A 23,022-nucleotide genomic window follows, 5' to 3' on the forward strand; every position below is an offset into this window, starting at 1 on the left:
TTCTGCGCGAGGGTGCGGCGGCGTTCCGGTCCGCTCAGGCGCGTTCGCGGAGGAACTCGGCGACCAGGGGTGCGAGGTCGGCGCCCAGGCGGGCCGGGTCGCGCGGGCGCCCCGCCCCCTCGAAGGAGTGCGCAACCCCCTCGATCCACACCAGGCGCGCATCCTGGCACGACGCCACGGCCTGCTCGAGCTGGACATGCGGATCGACGAACGGGTCGCGGGTCCCGGAGACGAACAGCTGCGGCTGCCGCACGTCCGGAAGGTGTGCGACGCGTGCCTTGGCCGGGTCGCCGGGCGGATGCAGCGGGTAGCCGAGGTAAACCAGGCCGGCAGGGTCGATGACCCCCTCCGCGGCGGCCATGGACGCCATGCGGCCGCCGTACGACTTGCCCGCCGCCCACGTCGGGCCCGGTGATCCGCGCTCGGCCAGCCGCGCCAGCACGGCGCGCCACGTCGCGACGGCGTGGGCGGCCGGTCCCGGCATCCGCCTCCCCGCCTCGCGGTACGGGAAGTCGAACAGCACCGTCGCGACCCCGGCCCGCTGCATCCCCTCGGCGAATCCGGTGAGGAAGGGATGCGTGCGCCCGGCGCCGGCACCGTGCGCGACGGCGATCGTGGCCCATGCCGAGGGCGGCCGGACGTGATCGGCCGACACGGTGACGGTCCCCGCCGGAAGCTCGACGGGGATGCGGTCCACACCCGCGGCGGCGGTCACCCCTGGGTGCGCTCGCCGTACCGAGGGGGCTCGGGCGGCGCCTGCCCCGGCTCCTGCGGACCCGGCGCGGCATCGGCCGGCGGCGCCGCGGGCGGGCCGGCCACGGGCGGGCCCACGGGATCGGGGAGGCGCTCCCCGTAGCGCGGGGGCTCCCCGCCGGTGGCCGGAGGCGGTGGCGGCGACGCGGCGGTGGTCGCGGCGGGGGCGGCCGCGCCGAGGGTCTGACGTGCCTTGGCCAGGCTCGCCGGCACGATGCACACCTCGTACCGGTCGGCGGTCACCTGCATGACCGAGGCGAAGTCACGGCGACGGCGCACGATGGAGTAGGTCACGAGGCTGAACAGCATCCCGATCGCCACACCCACCAGCAGCACTCCGAGGAAGACCGAGATCGGCACGGTGGGCGTGCCCAGCACGAAGATGAAGGAGAACAGCAGACCCAGCAGCAGCCCGTTCAGCGCGCCGGAGCGGGCCGCCGTGGCATAGCCGAGCCGGCCCGTCACGCGCTCGATCGAGCGCAGCCCCTGACCGACGATCGCGATGTCTCGGGCGGGGATCTCGGCCGCGATCAGCGTCGAGACGGCCTTCTGCGCGGCCTCGTACGTGGGATAGGACGCCAGGGTCTCTCCGACCGCCTCGCGGCCGGCGGGGACTCGTCCGCCGAGCATGCTCATTGGTCCATCTTGTCACGGGCACATCCGGGCACCCCCTGCCCCACGACGCCCCGGGACTACGCTGTTAGCGTGAGCACGCAGAGGGTTTTCGTCGCACGGCTGGCCGGCTGCGCGGTCTTCGACCCCGCCGGCGATCGGCTGGGCAAGGTGCGCGATGTCGTGGTCATCTATCGCGCTGCCGATCCGCCTCGCGTCGTCGGACTGGTCGTGGAGATCCCCGGCCGGCGCCATGTCTTCCTCTCCATCGGCCGGGTCACCTCCATCGCCAGCGGTCAGGTGATCACGACGGGCCTGATCAACGTGCGCCGCTTCCAGCAGCGCGGCGGCGAGGTGCGCGTCCTCGCCGAGCTGGTGGGCCGACGGGTCTACCTCAACGACGGATCGGGGACCGCCGTCATCGAGGACGTCGCGATCGAACGCAGCCGGCTGGGCGACTGGGACGTCGGCCAGCTGTTCCTGCGCCGCCCAAAGACCAGCGCCTCCCCGTTCGCCAAGGGCCCGACGACCTTCGCGACGTGGAGCGAAGTGCGCGAGCAGCAGACGGCCGGGCAGGCGCAGTCGGCGGAGCAGCTCGTGGCCACCTACGCCGACCTCAAACCCGCCGACCTCGCCAACACTCTGCTGGACCTGCCCGAGGAGCGCCTCCTCGACGTCGCCGAGGAGCTCCCCGACGAGCGCCTCGCCGACGCGCTGGAGGAGATGCCCGAAGACGAGCAGGTGCGCATCCTGGAGCGTCTGGGCGACGAGCGGGCCGCCGACATCCTCGATGCGATGGAGCCCGACGACGCCGCCGACCTCCTCGGCCAGCTCCCCGAGAAGCGCCTGCAGCAGCTGCTGGAGCTCATGGAGCCCGAGGAAGCGGACGACGTCCGTGCGCTGCTGAAGTACGGCCCCGACACCGCCGGCGGTCTCATGACGCCCGAGCCCATCGTGCTCTCCGCCGATTCCACGGTCGCCGAGGCGCTGGCCCTCATCCGCCGGCACGAGCTGCACCCCGCCCTCGCCGCATCCGTCTTCGTCACGCTGCCGCCGTACGAGACCCCCACGGGCCGGCTGCTGGGCACCGTCCACTTCCAGCGGATGCTGCGCTACCCGCCGCACGAGCGGCTGGGCGCGATCATCGACGACACGCTCGAGCCGGTGCCGGCGACCGCGTCTGCCGCCGAGGTGGCGCGCCTGCTCGCCAGCTACGACCTCGTCTCGCTGCCGGTGGTGGACCCGGCCCACCGGCTGGTGGGCGCCGTCAGCGTCGACGACATGCTGGACTACCTCCTGCCGGAGGACTGGCGCTCGCACGACGACAACGATCCGAGACAGCGGACCGCCACCCGTCCCCCGCCCGCGACCGCGGGCATCCCCACGACCACCCCGAGGAGGCGCTGATGGCCCGCTCCCCACGGCAATCCGCCGCCCTCGACGCGCCGCTGGGCCGCGGTGGCGTGCTGCCACCGCGCACCCCGCGCCCCTCCCGCGATCGCTTCGGCCGGTTCTCCGAGTCGTTCGCGCGAGCGATGGGCACGTCCGCGTTCCTCCTCGGCATGACCGCGTTCGTCGTGGTGTGGCTGGTGTGGAACAGCACCGCCCCGCGCGAGTGGCAGTTCGACCCGTCGTCGATGAACTTCACCCTGCTCACCCTGATCCTCTCGCTGCAGGCCTCCTACGCCGCCCCGCTGATCCTGCTCGCCCAGAACCGCCAGGATGACCGCGACCGGGTGCAGATCGAGCAGGACCGGCAGCGCGCCGAACGCAACCTCGCCGACACGGAGTACCTCGCGCGCGAGATCGTGGCGCTGCGGATGGCGGTGCACGACATGACCCAGGACGTACTCACGAAGGACACGCTGCGCGCCGAGCTGCGCTCCCTCCTGAAGGAACTCGATCACCCCGAGCGCGAGGCGACCGCGCAGTGACCGACGCCGCACAGACCGACGCGGTGCGTTCGGCGGTGTCGGCCGTGAGCGATCCCGAGCTGCGCCGGCCCCTGGGTGAGCTCGACATGGTGCGCGCCGTGTCGGTGGCCGGCGACGTCGCACACGTGGAGATCGCCCTGACGATCGTGGGGTGCCCTGCCGCGGATCGGATCGAGCGCGACGTGCGTTCGGCGGCGGCGATGGTGCCCGGCATCACCGCGGTCGACCTGACGGTGGGCGTCATGACGCCCGAGCAGCGTCGCGCCCTCACCGAACGGCTGCGCGGCGGGCGCCCCGCCCGCACGATGCCGTTCGGACCGGACTCGCTCACTCGCGTGATCGCGGTCACCAGCGGCAAGGGCGGGGTGGGAAAGTCCACGGTGACGGCCAACCTCGCCGTCGCCCTCGCCCGCCGGGGCCTGCGCGTCGGGCTCGTCGACGCCGATGTGCACGGGTTCTCCATCCCCGGACTGCTCGGCCTGGTCGATGACGACGGACTGCCGCCTGCACCCACGCGTCTGGACGACCTGATGCTTCCCCCCGTCGCATACGACGTCAAAGTCATCTCGATCGGCATGTTCCTTCGCCGCCCGGGCGACTCTGCGGCCGGGGCGGTCGCGTGGCGGGGACCGATGCTGCACCGCACGGTGCAGCAGTTCCTCACCGACGTGTACTTCGGCGACCTCGACATCCTGCTGCTGGACATGCCGCCGGGAACCGGTGACATCGCGATCTCGGTGGGCCAGCTGCTCCCGCACGCCGAGGTGCTGGTGGTCACCACTCCCCAGGCCGCCGCATCCGACATCGCGGTGCGCAGCGGCCTGGTCGCCCGCCAGACCGGTCAGCGCATCATCGGTGTCGTCGAGAACATGTCCGCGATGACCCTCCCCGACGGCTCGACGCTCGACCTGTTCGGCGCCGGCGGCGGCGAACAGGTCGCCCAGGCGCTCTCGGAGGACTCCGGCGGGACCGTGCCGCTCCTGGCCTCCGTTCCCCTCAGCCCGGCGCTGCGCACGGGCGGAGACGTGGGCGTCCCCGTCGTCGTCGCGCATCCGGCCGATCCCGCCGCCCGCGCCATCGACGCGCTGGCCGCCTCCGTCGCCGCGGGCCGTCGCGGACTGGCCGGGCGCCCGCTTCCCTTCAGCCCGCGCTGACCGTCCCCCGCCGCGACGGACGGGCGCGTCGGGCCTCCTGCGCACCCGGTGCGGACTCCGGCGTCGGCTGGCCACCCCCGCACGCCCGAACTCCGCAAAAACACCCCGGACGAGCGCGAAACAGCCGAGGGAACCGGTTGCAACCCGCATCCTTGAGGAGTTCGGGCCGGGCCCGGCCCACCGGAGGCGGCAGCGGCGGCCCACTGTGCGGGCCGCGCGACGCACCCCGAAGTAGGGCGGGGCGCCTCGGGCCTCCTACGCGCCCGGTGCGGACTCCGGCGTCGGCACGCCACCCCCGCACGCCCGAACTCCGCAAAAACACCCCGGACGAGCGCGAAACGGCCGAGGGAACCGGTTGCAGTCCGCATCCTTGAGGAGTTCGGGCCGGCGGGGCCCAGGCCCCCCGGAGACGCGCAGCGGCAGGCGTGCCTAGCGATCCGAGGGGTCAGGTGGCTTCGGAGTCGAACGGCGGTGCTTCGCCGGCGCGGAAAGCAGGGGGCGAAGCCGGCGGCGCCGCGGCGGATGCGGCCGCTCCGGCCACCGCGGCGGTCCGTACGGTCGCCACCGGTGCGTCCTCGAGGAGGGCCTCGCGGATGATGCGCCGAGGGTCGTACTGGCGGGGGTCGAGTTTGCGCCAGTCGACCTCGTCGAACTCCGGGCCCATCTCCTCCCGCATGCGCGAGCGGGCCCCCTGCGCCATGTCACGCGCCCGCACCGCGAACCGCGCGAGGCTCTCGGCATACCGAGGCAGGCGCTCGGGCCCGATGAGCATTGCTGCGATCAGGCCGATCAGCAGCAGCTTCTCGATCGTGAGCCCGAAGAACATGTCTTCAGGTTACCCGCCGCGCCTCGGCGATCGGCGGGAAGTCGCCGCGTAGGCTGTCCGGGGAGGTCGGCATGAGCGGAACAGAGGCGAATCAGCGGTTCGTTCTCGAGGCGACGGTGGAGCCCGAGCACATCGCCCGGGCGCGCGCGCACGCCCTCGAACTGGGCGCCGACCCGATCAGCCCGCCCATCGGCGCGCAGATCGCCGTCCTGGCCGCCGCGTCCCGGGCTCTGAACATCGTGGAGATCGGCACCGGCGGCGGCGTCTCAGGCCTGTGGCTCCTGCACGGTTCGCCCCGTGCGACGCTCACCACCATCGACAGCGAGCCCGAGCACCTCGGTGCCGCGCGCGCGGCGTTCGCCGAGGCCCGCATCCCGGCGGCGCGAGCGCGCTTCATCACCGGGCGGGCCTCAGACGTGCTCCCCCGGATGAACGAGGCGTCCTACGACATCGTCTTCGTCGATGCCGAGCCCGAGGGCGTCATCGAGTACGTCGAGCACGGGCTGCGACTCATCCGCGCCGGGGGGACCGTGCTCGTGCCGCGCGTCCTGGCCGGCGGCGCCGTGGCCGACCCGGTGCGTCGCGACCCCATCACGACGGCCTACCGGTCGCTCATCCAGGAGACGCAGTCCTCGCCCGCCGTCATCGGCGCGCTCTCCACCTCCGCCGAAGGCCTGCTGCAGCTGACCACGATCGCAGAGGGCCGCTGACGCAGAAACGGCCGGCTCCCGAAGGAACCGGCCGTTCGCACGCAGTGGGGATGTCAGGCGTCACGCGCCGACGACACCGCCCAGCACGTCGTAGAGTTCTTTGGCTTCGGCGTCGTTCACCGAAACGACGAGACGGCCCCCGCCCTCGAGCGGGACGCGGACGATGATGAGGCGCCCCTCCTTCACAGCCTCCATCGGTCCGTCACCGGTTCTCGGCTTCATGGCTGCCATTGCGGGCTCCCTTTCGTCATAGGTCGCTCCTAGTTTATCGTGCGAGCCGCGTCCGGTGGGCACGTTGTACTCGGGCGCGGCGGCCTCAGGGGATCTGCCAGTACGCGTTACCCAACGCGTACATGTTGTAGATCCACCACCACTGCCCCACCAGGCCCGCCGCCAGGACACCGATCCGCCAGGCCAGGGAGCGGGGGACGGCGAGGGCGCCGACCAGTGGCGCCAGGGGGAAGAGCAGCCGGAAGATGCTCGACTGCGGGAAGAACACCGCCAGCAGGTACACGAGATAGGCCGCCGACCACAGCCGCACCTCCACGCCCAGACGGCGCACGTGCGGCTCGAACAGCAGGACGGCGGCCACCGCCACCACGAGCACAGCGAGCACCACGTACCCGGCGACCGTGTTCAGCCCCCACGCCTGGAACCAGAAGGCGGCGGCGGCGGGGAATCCCTCGAACGGGACGAAGACCCCGGATGCATCGGGGATCCAGTTGCGCCGCCACGCCAGCTCGGTCGCGAGGTAGGCGCCCGGGTCGCCGGTGACGATCGCGGCGATCCCCTGCCAGGCGAACCCCACCGCCGTGGCGAGGGCCCCGAGGGCGACGATGTGGACGATCTCCGTCACCGGCAACGGCTCCGCGCGCCGGCGGATCCATCGCCAGAGGCCGAACAGTCCGAGGAACAGGGCGAACGCGAGGATCCCGGGCCGCGTGAAGCCCATCACCGGCACGAGCGCATACAGCCACGCGTAGCGCCGTTGCACGACGCACGTGAGGGCCAGCAGCAGCAGGAACACGAACAGCGCCTCGGCATAGGCGATCTGGAACAGCGCACCGAGCGGCCCTGCGGCGAAGAAGGCGACCGCCCACACGGATGCTGCCGGCCCCAGTCGCGCTCGCAGGAGCCGGTGCAGCGCCCAGCATGCGCCGTACCCGGCGATCAGGGAGATCACCACGGCCCCCGCTCCCCATGAGCCGAGCACCGCGCCCAGGCCCGCCGAGAAGTAGGCGTACAGCGGCATGAACGCCCACGCGTTCTCGGCGACCGCACCGGATGCGGTCAGGGGCAACTCGGCGGGGTACCCGTTGACGGCGGCGTACCAGTACCACTGCCCGTCCCAGCCGATGGCCAGCTCGGCGATCGTGGCATCCGCGCCGAAACGCGACCCTTGGCCAGACAGTGCTGCGGCGAGGAGGAAGAACGCCGTCGTGACGACCCTCGCCGCGACGTAGACGACACCGACGACTGCCGCGTCCGGCAGTCGGCGGCCCAGCGTCAGGACGCGCTCAGCCACGCCCGCAGGCCGCGCTCGACCGACACGATCTGCGCCAGCGGCACGCGCTCCTGGTCGTGGTGGGCCAGATGCGGGTCGCCGGGTCCGTAGTTGACGGCCGGCACGCCCATCGCCGAGAAGCGCGCCACGTCGGTCCAGCCGTACTTGGGCTTGGGCTCGGCGCCCACGGCGGCGACGAACTCCTTCGCCAGCGGCGCGTCCAGGCCCGGACGGGCGCCGGGGGCGAGGTCGACCACCTCGACCTCGAAGCCGGCGAACACATCGCGCACGTGCTGGGTGGCGTCCTCGGCGCTGCGGCTGGGGGCGAAGCGGTAGTTCACCTCCACCTCGCACGCGTCGGGGATGACGTTGCCCGCGACGCCGCCGGAGATCCGCACGGCGTTCAGTCCCTCGCGGTAGACCAGGCCCTCGACCTCGACGTCGCGCGGCCGGTATTCCGCAAGGCGCGCGAGGAGGGGGGCGGCCCGGTGGATGGCGTTCTCCCCGACCCACGCGCGGGCGCTGTGCGCGCGGACGCCGGTCGTGCGCACGAGCGCGCGCAGATTCCCGTTGCATCCGCCTTCGACCTGACCGTTGGAGGGCTCGCCCAGGATCGCGAAGTCGCCGGCGAACAGCTCCGGCCGCGTGCGTGAGAGGCGCGTGAGGCCGTTCAGGTCGGCGTCGACCTCCTCGTGGTCGTACCACATCCATGTGATGTCCACGCGCGGGGCGACGAGCTCGGCCGCCAGGCGCAGCTGCACCGCGACGCCCGCCTTCATGTCGACCGTCCCACGCCCCCACAGGTGCGGCTCACCGTCCACGTCGACGTCGCGCGTGGGCAGGTTGTCGTTGATCGGCACGGTGTCGATGTGCCCGGCGATGACGACCCGCTGGGCGCGGCCCAGGTTCGTGCGCGCGATGATCGTGTCGCCCTCACGCACGACCTCGAGGTGCGGCAGGGCACCGACGGCGGCCTCGATGGCGTCGGCGAGCGTCGTCTCCTCCCCTGACACGCTCGGGATGTCGCAGATCGCGCGGGTGAGGTCGACGGAGGATGCAGTGAGGTCGAGGTCGGGCACCACCCGATCCTACCGAGGCGGGTCGGGGCCGCGGAGGGCGGGCGGTAGCGTGGAGGGATGAGTGATGAGCGGTGGATGTGGGGTGTCGGGCTGGCCACGGCTGCCGGCGACGGCACGGTGCTGGACACGTGGTTTCCGGAGCCGGCTCTCGGACGCCGGCCGATGGGCTTCAACCCCGCGATGGCGCCTGCCGCGCTCGAGCAGTTCGCCGTGGACGACGCCCGTCGCGCGGTGTCGGTGGAGGTCGTGACGCTCGAGATCGACCTGGATGCGCCGCCCACCTCCACCTCCGACGCCTATCTCCGTCTGCACGCACTGTCGCATCGCCTCGTGCGTCCCAACGAGCTCAACCTCGACGGCGTGTTCGGGCACCTCCCGAACGTGGCGTGGACGACGGCAGGGCCGATGCATCCCGACGACGCGACGCGGCTGCGCCCGGTCCTGCTGCGCGAGGGCGTGCAGGTGCAGGGTCTGGACAAGTTCCCGCGCCTGCTGGACTACGTCACGCCTCCCGGCGTGCGGATCGCGGACGCGTCGCGCGTGCGGCTGGGCGCCTACCTCTCCCCCGGCACGACCGTCATGCACGAGGGTTTCGTCAACTTCAACGCCGGCACTCTCGGCGCCTCGATGGTCGAAGGTCGCATCTCGCAGGGCGTCGTGGTCGGCGACGGCAGCGACATCGGCGGCGGCGCGTCGGTCATGGGCACCCTCTCGGGCGGCGGCACGCACCGCGTGTCGATCGGCGCACGGACGCTGCTGGGTGCGAACGCCGGCATCGGCATCTCCCTCGGCGACGACTGCGTCGTGGAGGCGGGTCTGTACGTCACCGCCGGCACGAAGATCAGCCTGCCCGGTGAGGGCGAGCGACCCGACGGGACGCACCCCGTGGTCAAGGGCGCGGAGCTCTCCGGCCGGCCCGGCCTGCTCTTCCGCCGCAACTCCCTCACGGGTGCCGTCGAGGCCGTCCGGCGCCAGGGCGTCGGCGTGGTCCTCAACGAAGCGCTGCACGCCTGAGCGTCAGAACACCAGGTAGAGCGTGAAGCTCCAGACGCAGATCACCGCGAGCATGCCGAGGCTGTAGAGGATCGACGCGCGCAGGATCTCGCTCTCCCTGCCCGACAGCCCCACCGCCCCGGCGGCGATCGCGATGGACTGCGGCGAGATCACCTTGCCGGTGTTCCCGCCTGCCGTGTTGCCCGCCACGGTGAGCGCCGGATCGGCGCCGATCCCCTCCGCGGTGACCACCTGCAGCGGCGCGAACAGGGTGTTGTTGTTGACGACGGAGCCGGTGAGGAACACCCCGATCCAGCCGATGATGGGGGCCAGCAGCGGCACGAGGGGACCGAGGGCGGCCAGCGCCGATCCCATCGAGCTCGACCCGCCCGAGTAGTTCGCGATGTTGGCCAGCGCCAGGATGAGCGCGATGAGCACGAGCGCCTGCCACAGTGTGCGCAGCGTCGCCCCGAGCTCGCGGAACAGGACCTTCGCGTCGATGTTCGGCGTCGTGAGGGTGGACACGATGACCGCCAGGAGGATCGCCGTGCCGGTGGCGTTCAGCGGCGTGAAATCCCACGTGGCCGTCACCGGGTCGCCCGCGGCGTTCGCGATCTCCCCGGTGAGGCCGGGGATCGCCACGGGGAAGACGGCCCCCGCGAGGGCGCCACCCGCCGTGAACAAGCCTTTGAAGACCGGGAGGCTCCAGATCAGGACGAACGCGGTGAGGATGTAGAACGGGCTCCACGCCACGGCGATGTCTCGGACGCTGTGCCGCTCGATCACCGGCACCGCCCCGCCCCCTCGCGGAAGTGGCTGCGGGGCTGCCACACCCGTCCGAGGGCGAACAGGGCGACCATGGCGCCCAGACCCGCGCCGATGTCGGCGAGCTCGGGCCCGAGGAACCACAGCACACCGCCCTGGATGCCGCTGAAGACGATCGTGACCGTGAGGGTCGCCGGCAGGGTCTCCTTCAAACCACGCCATCCGTCGAGGATCATCACGAGCAGGAAAGGGATGAGGATAGTCAACGGCTGGAGGATGACGACCATCGACCGCGACAGGATCGTGATGTCGATGCCGGTGACCTGCGACGCCACGATCACCGGGATGCCGATGGCCCCGTACGCACCGGCGGCGGCGTTGGCGACGAGGCAGATCATGGCCGCCTTGACCGGGCGGAACCCCAACTGCACGAGCAGGGCGGCGCAGATGGCGATGGGCACCCCGAACCCGGCGGCGCCCTCGAGGAAGGCCCCGAAGGCGAAGCTGATGAGCAGCACCTGGATGCGCTGGTCGGGTGAGATCCCGCCGATCGACGAGCGGATGACATCGAACCTGCCGCTGGCGACGGCGAGACGGTACAGCCACACCGCCATGACGATGATGTACGCGATCGGCCAGATGGCCGTCAGCACGCCGATCAGGCCCGCGCCGGCCACGGCGGATCCCGGCATCCCGAACGCCCACAGGGCGACGATGATCTCAGCGACCAGCGCGATGACCGCTGCGATGACGCCCTTGAGTTTGAGCACCACCAGGCAGAAGAGGAACAGCAGGATCGGGATCGCCGCCACGAGGGCCGACACCCACAGGCTCCCGAAGGGGTCGGTCGTCTGCTCCCACATCGCCGCCTCCGCTCGTGCGGAATGGTCCCGCGGTCCACAACGTACCCGCGCCGACCGCCGCGGTCACCCCCTGGGGGTGCGGGAGGGACGAACGACCCGGATCAGGCTCCGGGGTACTGGCGCTCCGTGGCCCCCGTGTACAGCTGCTGCGGGCGGCCGATCTTGGTCTGCGGGTCGCCCTGCATCTCGCGCCAGTGCGCGAGCCAGCCGGGGAGGCGGCCGATGGCGAAGAGCACCGTGAACATGCGGGTGGGGAAACCCATCGCCTTGTAGATGACGCCCGTGTAGAAGTCCACGTTCGGGTAGAGGCGACGCTCCTTGAAGTAGTCGTCGTTGAGGGCGATATCCTCGAGCTCCTTCGCCAGATCCAGCAGCGGGTCGCTCACGCCGAGGGCCTCGAGCACCTCGTCGGCGGACTCCTTGACGAGCTTGGCGCGCGGGTCGTAGTTCTTGTAGACGCGGTGGCCGAAGCCCATGAGCTTGACCCCGTCCTCCTTGTTCTTCACGCGCTCCACGAAACGCTCGACGCTCTCGCCGGAGTCGCGGATGCGTCCGAGCATGTCGAGCACCGCCTCATTGGCGCCACCGTGCAAGGGGCCGTACAGGGCGTTGATGCCGGCCGAGATGGAGGAGAACTGATTCGCCCCCGTCGACCCGACCAGCCGCACCGTGGAGGTGGACGCATTCTGCTCGTGGTCTTCGTGCAGGATGAGGAGGCGCTCCAGGGCGCGCGACATGACGGGGTTGACGTCGTAGACCTCGCTGAGCACGCCGAAGTTGAGCTTGAGGAAGTTGTCCACGAAACCCAGGGAGTTGTCGGGGTACAGGAAGGCCTGGCCGACGCTCTTCTTGTGGGCGTAGGCGGCGATCACCGGGAGCTTGGCCAGCATCCGCACGGTGTTCAGTTCGACATGCTCGGGGTTGTGGGGGTCGGACTCGTTCTCGTAGTACGTCGAGAGGGCCGCGGTGGCCGCCGAGAGCACCGACATCGGGTGCGCGGTGTGCGGGAGGGCCGAGAAGAAGCGCTTGAGGTCTTCATGCAGGAGCGTGTGACGGCGGATGCGCTCGTCGAAGGCGGCGAGCTCGTCGGCGGTGGGCAGCTCGCCGTAGATGAGCAGCCACGCCACCTCGAGGTACGTGCTGTTCTTCGCCAGCTGCTCGATCGGATAGCCGCGGTAGCGGAGGATCCCCTGATCGCCGTCGATGAAGGTGATCGATGACTTCGTGGCCGCGGTGTTGACGAAGCCGTAGTCCAGCGTCGTGTGGCCGGTCTGCCGCATGAACGTCGAGATGTCGACACTCGCGGTGCCGTCGGTGCCGTTCAGCACCGGGAATTCGGCCGTCCGATCGCCCACCGTGAAGATGGCCTTCTGATCCTGGGTTCCCGCGTCGCTCACTGCGCCTCCTTGCGATTTCTGGTCGCGTCCATCAGGTCGCCCCGGAGGCGGGTCGGTGCTCGCCGGGCCGGCACGGACGACGCGGAAGGTCACCTCATCCCCGTGCTCGTACAGCCTAATGTGCCCGCGCGGGTACTGCGGACACCGCCAAAGGAACGCGCGTTCCCATGGTGGGGGTCGTCAACGCTACCCCGCGCGGAGGCGCTCTGCGGCCGCTGAGACGCGCTCATCGGAGGCGGTGAGGGACACTCGCACGTGCTGGGGGAAGTGCGGCCCGTAGAAGTGCCCCGGCCCGGCGAGGATGCCGAGGTCTGCGAGCCGGTCCATGCTCTCCCACGCGTCGCGGCCCTCGGTGGTCCACAGGTACAGCCCGCCCTCGCTCGCATCGATCCGGAAGCCCGCGGCCTCCAGGGCCGGTCTGAGCAGCGCGCGGCGCACCCGGTAGCGCTCCTTCTGCGCCTGCACGTGCGTGTCGTCGGCCAGTGCGGCCGCCATGGCGGCCTGCACGGGCGCCGGCGGCATGAGCCCCAGGTGACGCCGGGCGGTGAGCAGGCGCTCCACGAGGGCCGGGTCGCCCGCGACGAAGGCGGCACGGTACCCGGCGAGGTTCGACTGCTTGCTCAGCGAGTACACCGACAGCAGCCCGGTCAGGTCACCGCCGGTCACGCGCGGGTCCAGGACGCTCGGGACGGGCTGATCCCGCCACGGCCCCTCCCAGCCCAGTTCGGCGTAGCACTCGTCGCAGGCCAGCACGATCCCGCGCTCGCGCGCACGCTCTGCGGCGCGGCGGAGTGCCGGCACATCGAGCACCCGCCCGTCGGGGTTGCCGGGGGAATTCAGCCACACCAGGCGCGTGGCCGCCGGCCACTCGTCCGGATCGTCCGCGGCGACCGGGGTGGCCCCCACCACGCGCGCCCCCACGTCGTACGTCGGGTACGCGGCGCGTGGATGCACCACGACATCCCCGGGTCCGAGATCCAGCAGCAGCGGCAGCAGTGCCACGAGCTCTTTGGAGCCCACCGTGGGGATGACGTGCGCGGCGGTGAGCGAGGGCACCGACCTGCGCCGTGCGTACCACGCCGCGATCGCGTCGCGGAGGGCAGGTGTGCCCGAAGTGAGCGGGTACGAGTGGGCGTCGGTGGCGCGCGTCAGCGCCGCCGCGACGACCTCAGGAGTGGGGTCGACGGGAGACCCGATCGACAGATCGACGATGCCGCCCGGATGACGGCGGGCCTTCTCGGCATACGGCGCCACGGCGTCCCACGGGTAGTCCGCCAGCTCGGAGACCCCCATCAGCGGCGGCTCACTCGCCCTGGGGCGGGAGCGCCGAGATGACCGGGTGATCCTTGTGGATGACCCCCACCTTCGCCGCGCCTCCGGGCGAGCCGATGTCGTCGAAGAACTCCACGTTGGCCTTGTAGTAGTCCGACCACTCCTCGGGAAGGTCGTCCTCGTAGTAGATGGCCTCGACGGGGCAGACCGGCTCGCACGCACCGCAGTCGACGCATTCGTCCGGGTGGATGTAGAGCGAGCGATCACCCTCGTAGATGCAGTCCACGGGGCACTCGTCGATGCACGCACGGTCTTTGACATCCACGCACGGGAGGGCGATCACATACGTCACGGATCCAGTCTACGTGGGCTCGCGGGGGGCGGCGGCTCCTCGGCGCGCAGGTGGGAGAGGTCGGGCCATGCCACCACGACCGCCACCAGGAGCGGGACGGCGAGCGTCCAGGTGAGCGGGATCCACTCGGTCGCCGGGGAGGCAGGGGCCACGATCGCCGATCCGCCGGGTCCGACGTTGCTGAACAGCAGGGTGGCCCCCACGACGCCCAGGCCGCCCGCCAGTGCGGTCCACCGATCCCCCGTCAGCGTGCGGAAGGCCACCAGCAGCGCCCCCGTCCCCACGATCGCCAGCACGAGGCCGAGCGGCAGGCCCGCCACGGTGTAGGCGTGCGCGACGGTCGCGGCAGTGCCGTAGACGGCGCCGATGACCAGCGACAGCATCCATGTGAGGACGCGTGCCGCAAGCACGGGGAACGCCGGGGAGGTCACCGCGACAGTCTAGGCGCCGAGATCATGCCGCCCAGCCCCACAGGCGCAGCAGCGCGGCGGTGACGGCGGCGGCCACGACGACGACCAGGAACGGCGCACGCAGCGCGAGCAGGCCGCCGGCCACGAGCACCGCCGGGATGCGCGCATCCACGACGACGGCCTGACCGGCGCCCAGGGTCTGCACCGCGACGAGCGCGGCCAGCAGCGCGACGGTGAGCAGGTCGGCGATGCGCGCGGGGCGCGGCGCCTCGACCCAGCGCGCCGGCAGGAGGTATCCGACCGCTTTCAGCGCGACGCAGATGACGGAGGCCAGCAGGACGGCGTTCCACAGGGTCACGGGAGCCCCTCTCGCTCGGGGACGTCGGGTGGCTCGGGCGCCGGACGCTCGGATCGTCCCAGCCAGTTGAACCAGCCGACCGCCACGGCCACGGCCGCCGCGACGATGACGGGGAGACCGGGCATGAGGCCCGGAGTGAGGACAGTGGCGATCACGGCGGCTGCCGCCCCCACCGCCAGCGCCTGGCGTCCGCGCAGGCGCGGCCACAGCAGCGCGAGGAACGCCGCGGCGGCCGCCGCATCCAGCCCATACTGCCGGGGGTCGCCGAGCACGTCGCCCGCCAGAGCGCCCAGGAGCGTCGAGACGTTCCAGCCGATGTAGATGCCGATGCCGGTGACCCAGAAGCCGAGCGTGCGTGCGCGCGGGTCGGTCTGGGCCAGCGACACCGCCGTGGACTCGTCGATCGTGAACTGCGCGGCGCCCGCGCGGCGCCAGAAGCCGCGCCCGATCACCGGCGACATGCGCATCGCGTAGGCGGCGTTGCGTACTCCGAGGAGCGCCGAGGAGGCGATGGCCGCCGGCGTCGCGGCCACTCCCCCCGCACCCACGACGCCCACGAAGGCGAACTGCGATCCGCCCGTGAACATGAGTGCGCTCAGCACGCAGGTCTGCCACACGTCCAGCCCGGATGCGACGGCCAGTGCCCCGAACGACACTCCGTACGCGCTCGTGGCCAGCGCCACCGCGAGGCCCTGCCGCGTCGCCCGGCGGCGTTCGTCGGCGGGTTCGGTTGCGGTCACCCGTGGGAGCATACCGACGCCCGGCGACGTCGGCGCCACCACCCGCCGCCACTCCGGCGCGACGGAGGATCAGACGTTGGCGTCCTGGCGCTTGAGCCGCGCGGTGGCGCGCCCGCGCTCGGTCGCGTCGAGCACGACCTTGCGGATGCGCACCTTCTCCGGCGTCACCTCGACGCACTCGTCCTCGCGGGCGAATTCGAGGCTCTCCTCCAGCGACAGCTGGCGCGGCGGGGTCATCGACTCGAACGTGTCGGAGGTGGACTGACGCATGTTCGTCAGCTTCTTCTCCTTGGTGATGTTCACGTCCATGTCGTCGTTGCGCGAGTTCTCGCCGATGACCATGCCCTCGTAGACCTCTTCGGTCGGCTGCACGAAGAACGACATGCGCTCCTGCAGGGCGATGATGGCGAACGGGGTGACCACGCCGGAGCGGTCGGCCACGATCGAGCCGTTCTGCCGCGTGACGATCTGGCCCGCCCAGGGCTCGTAACCGTGCGAGATCGCGTTGGCGATGCCGGTGCCACGGGTGGTCGTGAGGAACTCGGTGCGGAAGCCGATGAGGCCGCGCGAGGGCACGACGAACTCCATGCGCACCCAGCCGGTGCCATGGTTGGTCATCGACTCCATGCGTCCCTTGCGGCTGGCCAGCAGCTGCGTGATCGCGCCGAGGTACTCCTCGGGGGCGTCCACGGTGAGGTGCTCGAACGGCTCGTAGGTCTTGCCGTCGACCTTCTTGGTGACCACCTGGGGCTTGCCGACGGTGAGCTCGAAGCCCTCACGGCGCATGTTTTCGACGAGGATCGCCAGCGCCAGCTCGCCGCGGCCCTGCACCTCCCACGCATCCGGCCGGCCGATGTCGACGACCTTGAGCGAGACGTTGCCGATCAGCTCACGGTCGAGGCGGTCCTTCACCAGGCGCGCGGTGAGCTTGTGGCCCTTGACCTTGCCGGCCAGCGGCGAGGTGTTGGTGCCGATCGTCATGGAGATGGCCGGCTCGTCGACGTGGATCTGCGGCAGCGGGCGGACGTCGTCGGGATCGGCGATCGTCTCGCCGATCGTGATGTCGGGGAATCCGGCGATCGCGACGATGTCGCCGGGGCCGGCGCTCTCGGCGGGATAGCGCTCGAGCGCCCGGGTCTTGAGCAGCTCCGTGATGCGGGCGTTGCTGGTGCTGCCGTCCGCGCGCACCCAGGCGACCGTCTGGCCCTTCTTGAGCGTGCCGTTGAAGACGCGCAGCAGCGCCAGGCGTCCGAGGAACGGGCTCGAGTCGAGGTTGGTGACCCACGCCTGCAGCGGCGCCTCGTCGTCGTACGAGGGGGCCGGCACGTGCTCGAGGATCGCCTCGAACAGGGGCTCGAGGTCGTCGTTGTCGGGCAGGGAGCCGTTGGCGGGCCGGTTGCGGGATGCGGCGCCCGCGCGTCCGGAGGCGTACACCACCGGCACGTCCAGCAGTGCGTCCACGTCCAGGTCGGGCACGTCATCGGAGAGATCGGAGGCCAGCCCGAGGAGAAGGTCGTGGCTCTCGGTCTCGACCTCGGCGATGCGGGCGTCGGGGCGGTCGGTCTTGTTCACCAGCAGGATGACGGGAAGCTTGGCCTCGAGCGCCTTGCGCAGCACGAACCGCGTCTGGGGCAGCGGGCCCTCCGACGCATCCACCAGCAGTACGACCCCGTCGACCATCGACAAGCCGCGCTCGACCTCGCCGCCGAAGTCGGCGTGGCCGGGGGTGTCGATGACGTTGATGGTGACGGGCACGTCGGTGTGGGCGCCGTTGTAGGTGATCGCCGTGTTCTTGGCGAGGATCGTGATGCCCTTTTCGCGCTCCAGATCGTTGGAGTCCATGGCGCGCTCCTCCATGTGCTCGTGAGAGCCGAAGGAGCCCGTCTGGCGCAGCATGGCGTCTACGAGCGTCGTCTTGCCGTGGTCGACGTGAGCGACGATCGCGACGTTGCGCAGATCGGAACGGAGGGCATGCGCCATGAAGGAATCCTTGAAAGTTCGGGGTGCGCCCGGAATCGGGCCGCCCCATTCTACCGGGACGGTGCTGCGAACCGGCTGCACCGAGAAATCAGGACGCGTCGCGCTCCGCCAGCAGCAGCTGGTGGCGGAGTTCGCGGCGGGCGGCCTGGACCTCCGGATCGGGCACGGGGATGGCCGCGATGAGCCGTTGCGTGTACGGCTCCTTGGGGGCGCGGAGGATCTCGTCGCGCGTTCCCTGCTCCGCGATCCGGCCGCGGTGCAGCACCACGATGCGATCGGCCAGCGCGTCCACGACGGCCAGGTCGTGGCTGATGAACAGGCACGCGAAGCGGTATTCGCGCTGCAGTTCGCTCAGGAGCTCCAGCACGCGCGCCTGCACCGACACATCCAGCGCGCTGGTCGGCTCGTCGGCCACGAGCAGGCGGGGCTTCAGCGCCAGGGCGCGCGCGATGCCGACGCGCTGCTTCTGCCCGCCGGAGAGCTCGTGCGGGTAGCGGTTGCGGTAGTTGCGCGGCAGCCGCACTTCGTCCAGGAGCGCTTCCACCCGGCGATCGAGGTCCTTGCCCTTGGCCTCGCCGGCCAGCATGATCGGCTCGCCGATGCTCTCCCCGATCGGCATGCGGGGGTTCAGCGACGACGACGGGTCCTGGAACACGATGCCGACCTTGCGCCGCAGCGACGACACGATCTTCCGGGAGCCGGCGCTGATGTCGATGCCGTCCACGACGAGGCGTCCCTCTGCGATGGGCTGGAGGCCGATCGCCGCGCGGCCGATCGTCGACTTGCCGGAGCCGGATTCGCCCACGAGGCCGACGATCTCTCCCTCGGCGATCCCGAGCGTCACGTCATCCACGGCCCGGAACGCCGCGACGCGGCGCCGCTTGCCGTATTCGACCGACACGTGGTCCAGCTCCAAGACGGGCTTGGCGATGACGGGCGCTTCCGCGGCGGCGGCGATCACCTTCGCGTCGACGCCCGCCTCGACCTCTTCCACGACGTGCGCGAGGCTTTCCACCACGTCCACGGCGCCGTGCTCGGCCGACTTGTCACCCAGGCGCGGCACAGCGGCCAGCAGCTCGCGCGTGTACTCCTGCTGGGGGTTGTTGAGCACCTCCCCCACTGCGCCCTGCTCGACGATGTCGCCGTCCTTCATCACGACGATCCAGTCGGCCAGGTCGGCGACCACGCCCATGTCGTGGGTGATGAGGAGGATCGCCGACTCGAGGCGGTCGCGGAGGTCGCGCAGCAGATCCAGGATCTCGGCCTGCACCGTGACATCCAGCGCCGTGGTGGGCTCGTCCGCGATCAGCAGCGCGGGGTCGAGGCTGATGGACTGGGCGATCATGGCGCGCTGCCGCTGTCCGCCGGAGAGCTGGTGCGGGTAGGACGCGAAGGCCTTCTGCGGGTCGGGCAGCCCGACCATCCCGAGCAGTTCGAGGGCGCGCGCCTCCGCCTCGGCGGGGCTCTTGGCGGTGTGCGCGCGGATGGCCTCCACGACCTGGAAGCCCACCGTCAGGACGGGGTTCAGCGCCGTCATCGGCTCCTGGAAGATCGCGGCGACCTCGGTGCCGCGCAGCTGGCGCAGCGCCCGCGGGGACAGATCGAGGATCTCCCGCCCGTTGACCCTGATGCTGCCGCGCACGCGGCTGTTACGGGGCAGCAGGCCGAGGATCGACATGGAGCTGGCGCTCTTGCCCGAGCCCGACTCCCCCACGACGGCGACCACCTGGCCGCGCTGGATCGAGTAGGTCAGGTTCTTGGCGGCGGGAACCCACACGTCGTCGACGGCGAAGTCGACGCTGACGTCGGTCATCTCCAGCGCCGGGGTCGCCGGCTGTGCGGTCGAGGTCATGAGAGGGTCCTTCCCGTCCCGCGCGGCGGGAGCGAGACATCGGGGGATGGGAGAATGAACGGATGCCACGTGTCGTGTTCCGTTCGAGGTTCAATCAGGTGCTGAGCATCGTCGCGTGGGTCGCGCTGGGAGCCGTGGCCCTGGGCACGCTGCTCACGCCCGGTGCCTTCACAGCCGCGCCCGGCATCGTCCTGGGGGCCGTGAGCGGTGCCGCCCTCGTGTGGGCGCTGCTGTGGTCGCCGTACGTGGCGGTCGACGACGACGGCGCCGAAGTCGCCAACGTGCTGATGGAGTACCGCGTCCCGTGGGCCGCGCTCATCCACGTCGACACCCGCTACGCCCTGGTCCTGCACACGCCCCAGCGCCGCATCAGCGCCACCGCGGCACCGGCGCCGGGCGCCATGACGTCCGTCCGCGCCGCGCGCGCCCACCGGCGTTCCGAGGCGCCCACCCAGCCGGGCGTGCGCCCGGGCGAGCTGCCCACGACCGACTCCGGCCGGGCCGCGCAACTGGTCCGTGAACGCTGGCACCACCTGCGCGACAGCGGCCGCATCGAAACCGGCGTGGCCGACCGCATCCCGCTGCAGGTGCGTCCGCGACTCACGGCGATCGTGGCGATCGTCGTGGGAGTGACCGGACTGGTGGGCGCGATCCTCCTGGCGTGAGCTGAAGGTCAGGATCATGGCGACGGCGGAGTCGGGGAGGATGCCGCCGGTCCCGCGGGCGACGTCGCCGGGGCGTCGGAGTCCTTGGACACCGGCTCCTTCGTCCGCCGCAGCGAGAACCGCTTCTGCCGCGGGTCGAACGCGTCGCGCAGACCGTCTCCGACGAAGTTGACCAGCAGCGCCAGCAGCACGATGAAGGTCGCCGGCCACCAGAACAGCCACGGGCGGGTCTGGAAGGCCGACTGGTTGTCGGAGATGATCAGGCCCAGCGACACATCCGGCGGCTGCACGCCCAGGCGGAGGAAGCTCAGCGCCGTCTCCAGGAGGATCGCGGCGGCGGCGAGGAGGGTCGCCGCTACGATCACGACGCCGATGGCGTTGGGGAGGATGTGCTTGAAGATGATGCGCGCATCGCTGGCCCCGGCCACGCGTGCGGCCTCCACGAACTCGCGCTCGCGGAGGCTGAGGAACTCCGCCCGCACCAGGCGCGCGATCGTCGTCCACGAGATCAGCGCGAGGAAGAAGGCGAGCGGCCACACACCCAGGCCGCCGGTGGCCCGACCCACGACGGCGCCGATGACGATGATCGGGATGACGATGACGACATCGGTGATGCGCATCAGGATCGAATCCACGATGCCGCGGTAATAACCGGCGATCGCGCCCACGACCGTGCCGATGACGGTGCCCACGATGCTGATCACGAACATCACGACGATGGAGTTCTGGATGCCGCGCATCGTCATCGCGAAGTAGTCGATGCCGATCCGGTCCTGGCCGAAGGGGTGCTCGCCGAAGGAGATCCCGGAGCCGCCGAGCCACTGCGGGATGAGCGAGAGCGTCGGTGCGCCGCCGTCGAGCTGCGGGTTGAGGGAGGTGTAGTTGTGCTTCCACCATCCGGGAATGGGACCGAGGCCCACCGCCGAGATCGAGAAGACGGCGATGAGGAGGAACAGGATGCCGGAGACGACGGCGACCTTGTTCGCGAGGAAGCGCCGGAGGATCAGGCGCCCCTGGCTGACGCCGACGGTGTGCTCCTCCTCCGCGGAGGGCGGCGCCGGGGTCAGCGCCGGTTCGGGCATCATCTGGGTCATCGGGTGACCTCCGCAGGTCGGGGGACGGCGATCATGCGACGACCCGAACGCGGGGATCGAGCACGGCGTACGCGAGATCGGCGAGGAAGTTGAACACGATCGCGGTGATGGCGATCACGAGGAAGTACCCCATGACGGGGTTCACATCGACCCTCTCGATGGAGGCGACGAACAGCGACCCCATCCCGCTGATGGCGAAGACGCGCTCGGTGATGACCGCGCCGCCCAGGAGCGTGCCCACGTCGGTGGCGATGAGGGTGACGATGGGGATGAGCATGTTCCGCAGTGCGTGACGCATGACGACGGTGCGCTCGGAGACGCCCTTGGCGCGCGCGGTGCGGATGTAGTCCTGGTTCATCACGTCGAGCATCCCCGCGCGGGCATACCGGGTGTAGCTGGCGAAGGAGATCAGCAGCAGCGCGATCGTGGGCAGGAGCAGGTGGGTGAACGAGTCGATTCCCGACAGCCACAGGTCACCGGAGAAGCCCGGGGTGCTCGCACCGACGGTCGCGATCGGCCGGCCGTTGATCCGGGGGTTGTCCATGTACACCGGCCAGGCCTGCATGAACCGGTCCAGGACGACGAACCCGGAGGAGATGACGGCGACGATGCCGCCTACGCGGGCCGCGAGCCCGCGGTCGGTTCCCCCGAGGATCATTCCCGACGCGATGCCGACGGCGAGGGCGACGAGTCCGAGGATCACGAGCGTGGCGAAGCTGGAGACGTCGAACAGACCCTGCAGCACGAAGTAGCAGATGTACGCGATCGCGCCGTTCAGGCCGGCCACCAGCAGCGCGCGCCGGTTCTCGAGTCCGGCCAGCAGGGCTGTGGTCAGGAAGACCGTTCCGCCGATGATCAGCAGGAGGCCGATCGGGCCCAGGCCCGGCTGACGGAACCAGTCGGTCACGTCGAAATAGACCAGCAGTGCCGCGGTGGCCGCGCCGGAAATTCCCGCGATCGCGAGCCGGCGACGCATCGGGCCGCCGATCATGGCCTGCCAGACGATGGCGCTGACGACGGTGACCACGGCGATCAGCCAGATCGGGATCGTCGTCTCGGACTGCAGGAAGTTGTTGAAGCCGATGGCCAGGAACTCCTTCAGGAGCACGGCCACCAGGAACGCAGGCAGGGAGTAGAGGAAGAAGCTCAGCAGCGTGACGCCGAAGTCGAATCCGCTGTACTGGCGCAGAGCGGTGACGACGCCGACGGCGACGCCGAGGACGATCGCGACGAAGAAGGCGATCGTCACCAGCTGCAGGGTCGAGGTCATCGCCATGGGAAGGATGGCGGTGACCTGCGCGTTGGAGATCGTGGTGCCCAGGTCGCACGTGCCCACGAACGGCACGAGACACTGCGCGGCACCACCGAGCCACAGGAAGTAGCGCAGCACCGGCGGCACGTCGAGATCGAGGGCGGCGATGCGGGCGGCGATCAGCTGCTCGCGGTTGGGAGCGTTGCTGCCTTCGAGGTCCTGGAGCGGGTTGCCGGCGTTGGCGGACAGCACGTACATGAGGAACGAGGCTGCCAGCAGCACCAGGATCGAGACGGCGATGCGCCTGAGGACGAATCCGACCATCGCGTTGTCACTTCTTTCGATCGGGCCGAGTCACGCGTTGTGCGCGCTTCGGACAGGATAGTCGCGCTCGTGGCACGAACGTGTGGGGCGCCGGAGCCCGTGGACTCCGGCGCCCCGTGGGCGCGTGTGCGCC

24 protein-coding genes are annotated in these 23,022 nt (G+C 70.9%); 6 read left to right on the forward strand and 18 right to left on the reverse strand.

Annotated features, from left to right (window positions below; genetic code table 11):
• Positions 1–34: 34 nt before the first annotated feature.
• Positions 35–715: an alpha/beta hydrolase family protein gene (locus F6J85_RS10920; RefSeq protein WP_238706928.1), complete on the reverse strand. Its 681-nt coding sequence runs from the start codon at positions 713–715 to the stop codon at positions 35–37.
• The gene (locus F6J85_RS10925; RefSeq protein ID WP_238706929.1) at positions 712–1,389 is read right to left on the reverse strand and encodes a YflT domain-containing protein; all 678 of its coding nucleotides are present in this window, start codon (positions 1,387–1,389) and stop codon (positions 712–714) included. The genes F6J85_RS10920 and F6J85_RS10925 overlap by 4 nt, the downstream gene beginning before the upstream one ends.
• A gap of 69 nt (positions 1,390–1,458) precedes the next feature.
• Here F6J85_RS10925 and F6J85_RS10930 point away from each other — a divergent pair, with 69 nt between their 5' ends.
• Genes F6J85_RS10930 through F6J85_RS10940 form a run of 3 tightly spaced genes read left to right on the forward strand, consistent with a single transcriptional unit; the run spans position 1,459 to position 4,453 of the window.
• Entirely contained in the window at positions 1,459–2,772 is a 1,314-nt protein-coding gene (locus tag F6J85_RS10930) for a magnesium transporter MgtE N-terminal domain-containing protein (RefSeq protein WP_150924997.1), read from the forward strand.
• Complete coding sequence (locus tag F6J85_RS10935; RefSeq protein ID WP_150924998.1) at positions 2,772–3,299, forward strand: DUF1003 domain-containing protein; 528 nt, start codon at positions 2,772–2,774, stop codon at positions 3,297–3,299. The genes F6J85_RS10930 and F6J85_RS10935 overlap by 1 nt, the downstream gene beginning before the upstream one ends.
• Positions 3,296–4,453, forward strand: coding sequence for an Mrp/NBP35 family ATP-binding protein (locus F6J85_RS10940; RefSeq protein WP_238706930.1), 1,158 nt, complete (start codon positions 3,296–3,298; stop codon positions 4,451–4,453). The genes F6J85_RS10935 and F6J85_RS10940 overlap by 4 nt, the downstream gene beginning before the upstream one ends.
• Before the next feature lie 445 nt (positions 4,454–4,898).
• Here F6J85_RS10940 and F6J85_RS10945 read toward each other — a convergent pair whose 3' ends face one another.
• Entirely contained in the window at positions 4,899–5,279 is a 381-nt protein-coding gene (locus F6J85_RS10945) for a twin-arginine translocase TatA/TatE family subunit (protein ID WP_150924999.1), read from the reverse strand.
• 71 nt (positions 5,280–5,350) lie between these two features.
• Between F6J85_RS10945 and F6J85_RS10950 the strand changes: the two genes are divergently transcribed.
• The gene (locus F6J85_RS10950; protein ID WP_150921801.1) at positions 5,351–5,989 is read left to right on the forward strand and encodes an O-methyltransferase; all 639 of its coding nucleotides are present in this window, start codon (positions 5,351–5,353) and stop codon (positions 5,987–5,989) included.
• A gap of 60 nt (positions 5,990–6,049) precedes the next feature.
• On the opposite strand, the gene F6J85_RS10955 is transcribed toward F6J85_RS10950, so the two are convergent.
• From F6J85_RS10955 to dapE, 3 genes are all read right to left on the reverse strand, one after another.
• Positions 6,050–6,220, reverse strand: coding sequence for a DUF3117 domain-containing protein (locus F6J85_RS10955; RefSeq protein ID WP_135067559.1), 171 nt, complete (start codon positions 6,218–6,220; stop codon positions 6,050–6,052).
• Between the two features lie 85 nt (positions 6,221–6,305).
• On the reverse strand, positions 6,306–7,514 hold the full coding sequence (locus tag F6J85_RS10960) for a hypothetical protein (protein ID WP_150925000.1): 1,209 nt from the start codon (positions 7,512–7,514) through the stop codon (positions 6,306–6,308).
• Entirely contained in the window at positions 7,496–8,572 is a 1,077-nt protein-coding gene (gene dapE, locus F6J85_RS10965) for a succinyl-diaminopimelate desuccinylase (RefSeq protein WP_150925001.1), read from the reverse strand. The genes F6J85_RS10960 and dapE overlap by 19 nt, the downstream gene beginning before the upstream one ends.
• A gap of 57 nt (positions 8,573–8,629) precedes the next feature.
• Between dapE and dapD the strand changes: the two genes are divergently transcribed.
• On the forward strand, positions 8,630–9,586 hold the full coding sequence (gene dapD / locus F6J85_RS10970; RefSeq protein ID WP_150925002.1) for a 2,3,4,5-tetrahydropyridine-2,6-dicarboxylate N-succinyltransferase: 957 nt from the start codon (positions 8,630–8,632) through the stop codon (positions 9,584–9,586).
• A gap of 3 nt (positions 9,587–9,589) precedes the next feature.
• On the opposite strand, the gene F6J85_RS18210 is transcribed toward dapD, so the two are convergent.
• The 10 genes from F6J85_RS18210 to F6J85_RS11015 form a co-directional block, all read right to left on the reverse strand.
• Positions 9,590–10,357, reverse strand: a complete 768-nt coding sequence (locus F6J85_RS18210; protein WP_338037085.1) for an L-lactate permease — start codon at positions 10,355–10,357, stop codon at positions 9,590–9,592.
• Entirely contained in the window at positions 10,348–11,193 is an 846-nt protein-coding gene (locus F6J85_RS18215; protein WP_338037086.1) for an L-lactate permease, read from the reverse strand. The genes F6J85_RS18210 and F6J85_RS18215 overlap by 10 nt, the downstream gene beginning before the upstream one ends.
• 101 nt (positions 11,194–11,294) lie before the next feature.
• Complete coding sequence (locus tag F6J85_RS10980; RefSeq protein WP_150925003.1) at positions 11,295–12,590, reverse strand: citrate synthase; 1,296 nt, start codon at positions 12,588–12,590, stop codon at positions 11,295–11,297.
• Positions 12,591–12,776: 186 nt separating this feature from the next.
• Positions 12,777–13,883 (reverse strand): succinyldiaminopimelate transaminase, encoded by a 1,107-nt coding sequence (gene dapC / locus F6J85_RS10985; protein WP_150925004.1) that lies wholly within the window; start codon positions 13,881–13,883, stop codon positions 12,777–12,779.
• A 10-nt stretch (positions 13,884–13,893) separates the two neighbouring features.
• Entirely contained in the window at positions 13,894–14,214 is a 321-nt protein-coding gene (gene fdxA / locus F6J85_RS10990; protein ID WP_150925005.1) for a ferredoxin, read from the reverse strand.
• A complete protein-coding gene (locus F6J85_RS10995; RefSeq protein ID WP_224793638.1) occupies positions 14,211–14,645 on the reverse strand; it encodes a histidinol dehydrogenase in 435 nt (144 codons plus the stop codon). Before F6J85_RS10995 ends, fdxA begins: the two co-directional genes overlap by 4 nt.
• Before the next feature lie 22 nt (positions 14,646–14,667).
• Entirely contained in the window at positions 14,668–14,982 is a 315-nt protein-coding gene (locus F6J85_RS11000; protein WP_150925006.1) for an AzlD domain-containing protein, read from the reverse strand.
• Positions 14,979–15,722: an AzlC family ABC transporter permease gene (locus F6J85_RS11005; RefSeq protein ID WP_238706931.1), complete on the reverse strand. Its 744-nt coding sequence runs from the start codon at positions 15,720–15,722 to the stop codon at positions 14,979–14,981. Before F6J85_RS11005 ends, F6J85_RS11000 begins: the two co-directional genes overlap by 4 nt.
• A gap of 69 nt (positions 15,723–15,791) precedes the next feature.
• On the reverse strand, positions 15,792–17,702 hold the full coding sequence (typA, locus tag F6J85_RS11010) for a translational GTPase TypA (protein ID WP_150925007.1): 1,911 nt from the start codon (positions 17,700–17,702) through the stop codon (positions 15,792–15,794).
• Positions 17,703–17,790: 88 nt separating this feature from the next.
• A complete protein-coding gene (locus tag F6J85_RS11015; protein WP_150925008.1) occupies positions 17,791–19,554 on the reverse strand; it encodes a dipeptide ABC transporter ATP-binding protein in 1,764 nt (587 codons plus the stop codon).
• Between the two features lie 62 nt (positions 19,555–19,616).
• Here F6J85_RS11015 and F6J85_RS11020 point away from each other — a divergent pair, with 62 nt between their 5' ends.
• Positions 19,617–20,219 (forward strand): PH domain-containing protein, encoded by a 603-nt coding sequence (locus F6J85_RS11020; RefSeq protein WP_150925009.1) that lies wholly within the window; start codon positions 19,617–19,619, stop codon positions 20,217–20,219.
• Positions 20,220–20,233: 14 nt separating this feature from the next.
• Here the strand turns inward: F6J85_RS11020 and F6J85_RS11025 are convergent, their stop codons facing one another.
• Positions 20,234–21,313, reverse strand: coding sequence for an ABC transporter permease (locus F6J85_RS11025; protein WP_150925010.1), 1,080 nt, complete (start codon positions 21,311–21,313; stop codon positions 20,234–20,236).
• Between the two features lie 31 nt (positions 21,314–21,344).
• Positions 21,345–22,889, reverse strand: a complete 1,545-nt coding sequence (locus F6J85_RS11030) for an ABC transporter permease (RefSeq protein ID WP_150925011.1) — start codon at positions 22,887–22,889, stop codon at positions 21,345–21,347.
• Positions 22,890–23,022 lie beyond the last annotated feature (133 nt).

The sequence above is a fragment of the Microbacterium lushaniae genome, assembly GCF_008727775.1.
GTDB lineage: Bacteria > Actinomycetota > Actinomycetes > Actinomycetales > Microbacteriaceae > Microbacterium > Microbacterium lushaniae.

What these genes read in the sequence shown, in the direction of transcription:
- F6J85_RS11020 (WP_150925009.1), top strand. Translation starts at nt 19,617, where the DNA reads ATGCCACGTGTCGTGTTCCGTTCGAGGTTCAATCAGGTGCTGAGCATC.
- F6J85_RS10945 (WP_150924999.1), bottom strand. Translation starts at nt 5,279, where the DNA reads ATGTTCTTCGGGCTCACGATCGAGAAGCTGCTGCTGATCGGCCTGATC.
- F6J85_RS10935 (WP_150924998.1), top strand. Translation starts at nt 2,772, where the DNA reads ATGGCCCGCTCCCCACGGCAATCCGCCGCCCTCGACGCGCCGCTGGGC.
- dapD (WP_150925002.1), top strand. Translation starts at nt 8,630, where the DNA reads ATGAGTGATGAGCGGTGGATGTGGGGTGTCGGGCTGGCCACGGCTGCC.
- F6J85_RS11030 (WP_150925011.1), bottom strand. Translation starts at nt 22,889, where the DNA reads ATGGTCGGATTCGTCCTCAGGCGCATCGCCGTCTCGATCCTGGTGCTG.
- F6J85_RS11025 (WP_150925010.1), bottom strand. Translation starts at nt 21,313, where the DNA reads ATGACCCAGATGATGCCCGAACCGGCGCTGACCCCGGCGCCGCCCTCC.
- F6J85_RS10925 (WP_238706929.1), bottom strand. Translation starts at nt 1,389, where the DNA reads ATGAGCATGCTCGGCGGACGAGTCCCCGCCGGCCGCGAGGCGGTCGGA.
- F6J85_RS18215 (WP_338037086.1), bottom strand. Translation starts at nt 11,193, where the DNA reads ATGTGGGAGCAGACGACCGACCCCTTCGGGAGCCTGTGGGTGTCGGCC.
- dapC (WP_150925004.1), bottom strand. Translation starts at nt 13,883, where the DNA reads ATGGGGGTCTCCGAGCTGGCGGACTACCCGTGGGACGCCGTGGCGCCG.
- F6J85_RS10955 (WP_135067559.1), bottom strand. Translation starts at nt 6,220, where the DNA reads ATGGCAGCCATGAAGCCGAGAACCGGTGACGGACCGATGGAGGCTGTG.
- F6J85_RS10950 (WP_150921801.1), top strand. Translation starts at nt 5,351, where the DNA reads ATGAGCGGAACAGAGGCGAATCAGCGGTTCGTTCTCGAGGCGACGGTG.
- F6J85_RS11015 (WP_150925008.1), bottom strand. Translation starts at nt 19,554, where the DNA reads ATGACCTCGACCGCACAGCCGGCGACCCCGGCGCTGGAGATGACCGAC.
- typA (WP_150925007.1), bottom strand. Translation starts at nt 17,702, where the DNA reads ATGGCGCATGCCCTCCGTTCCGATCTGCGCAACGTCGCGATCGTCGCT.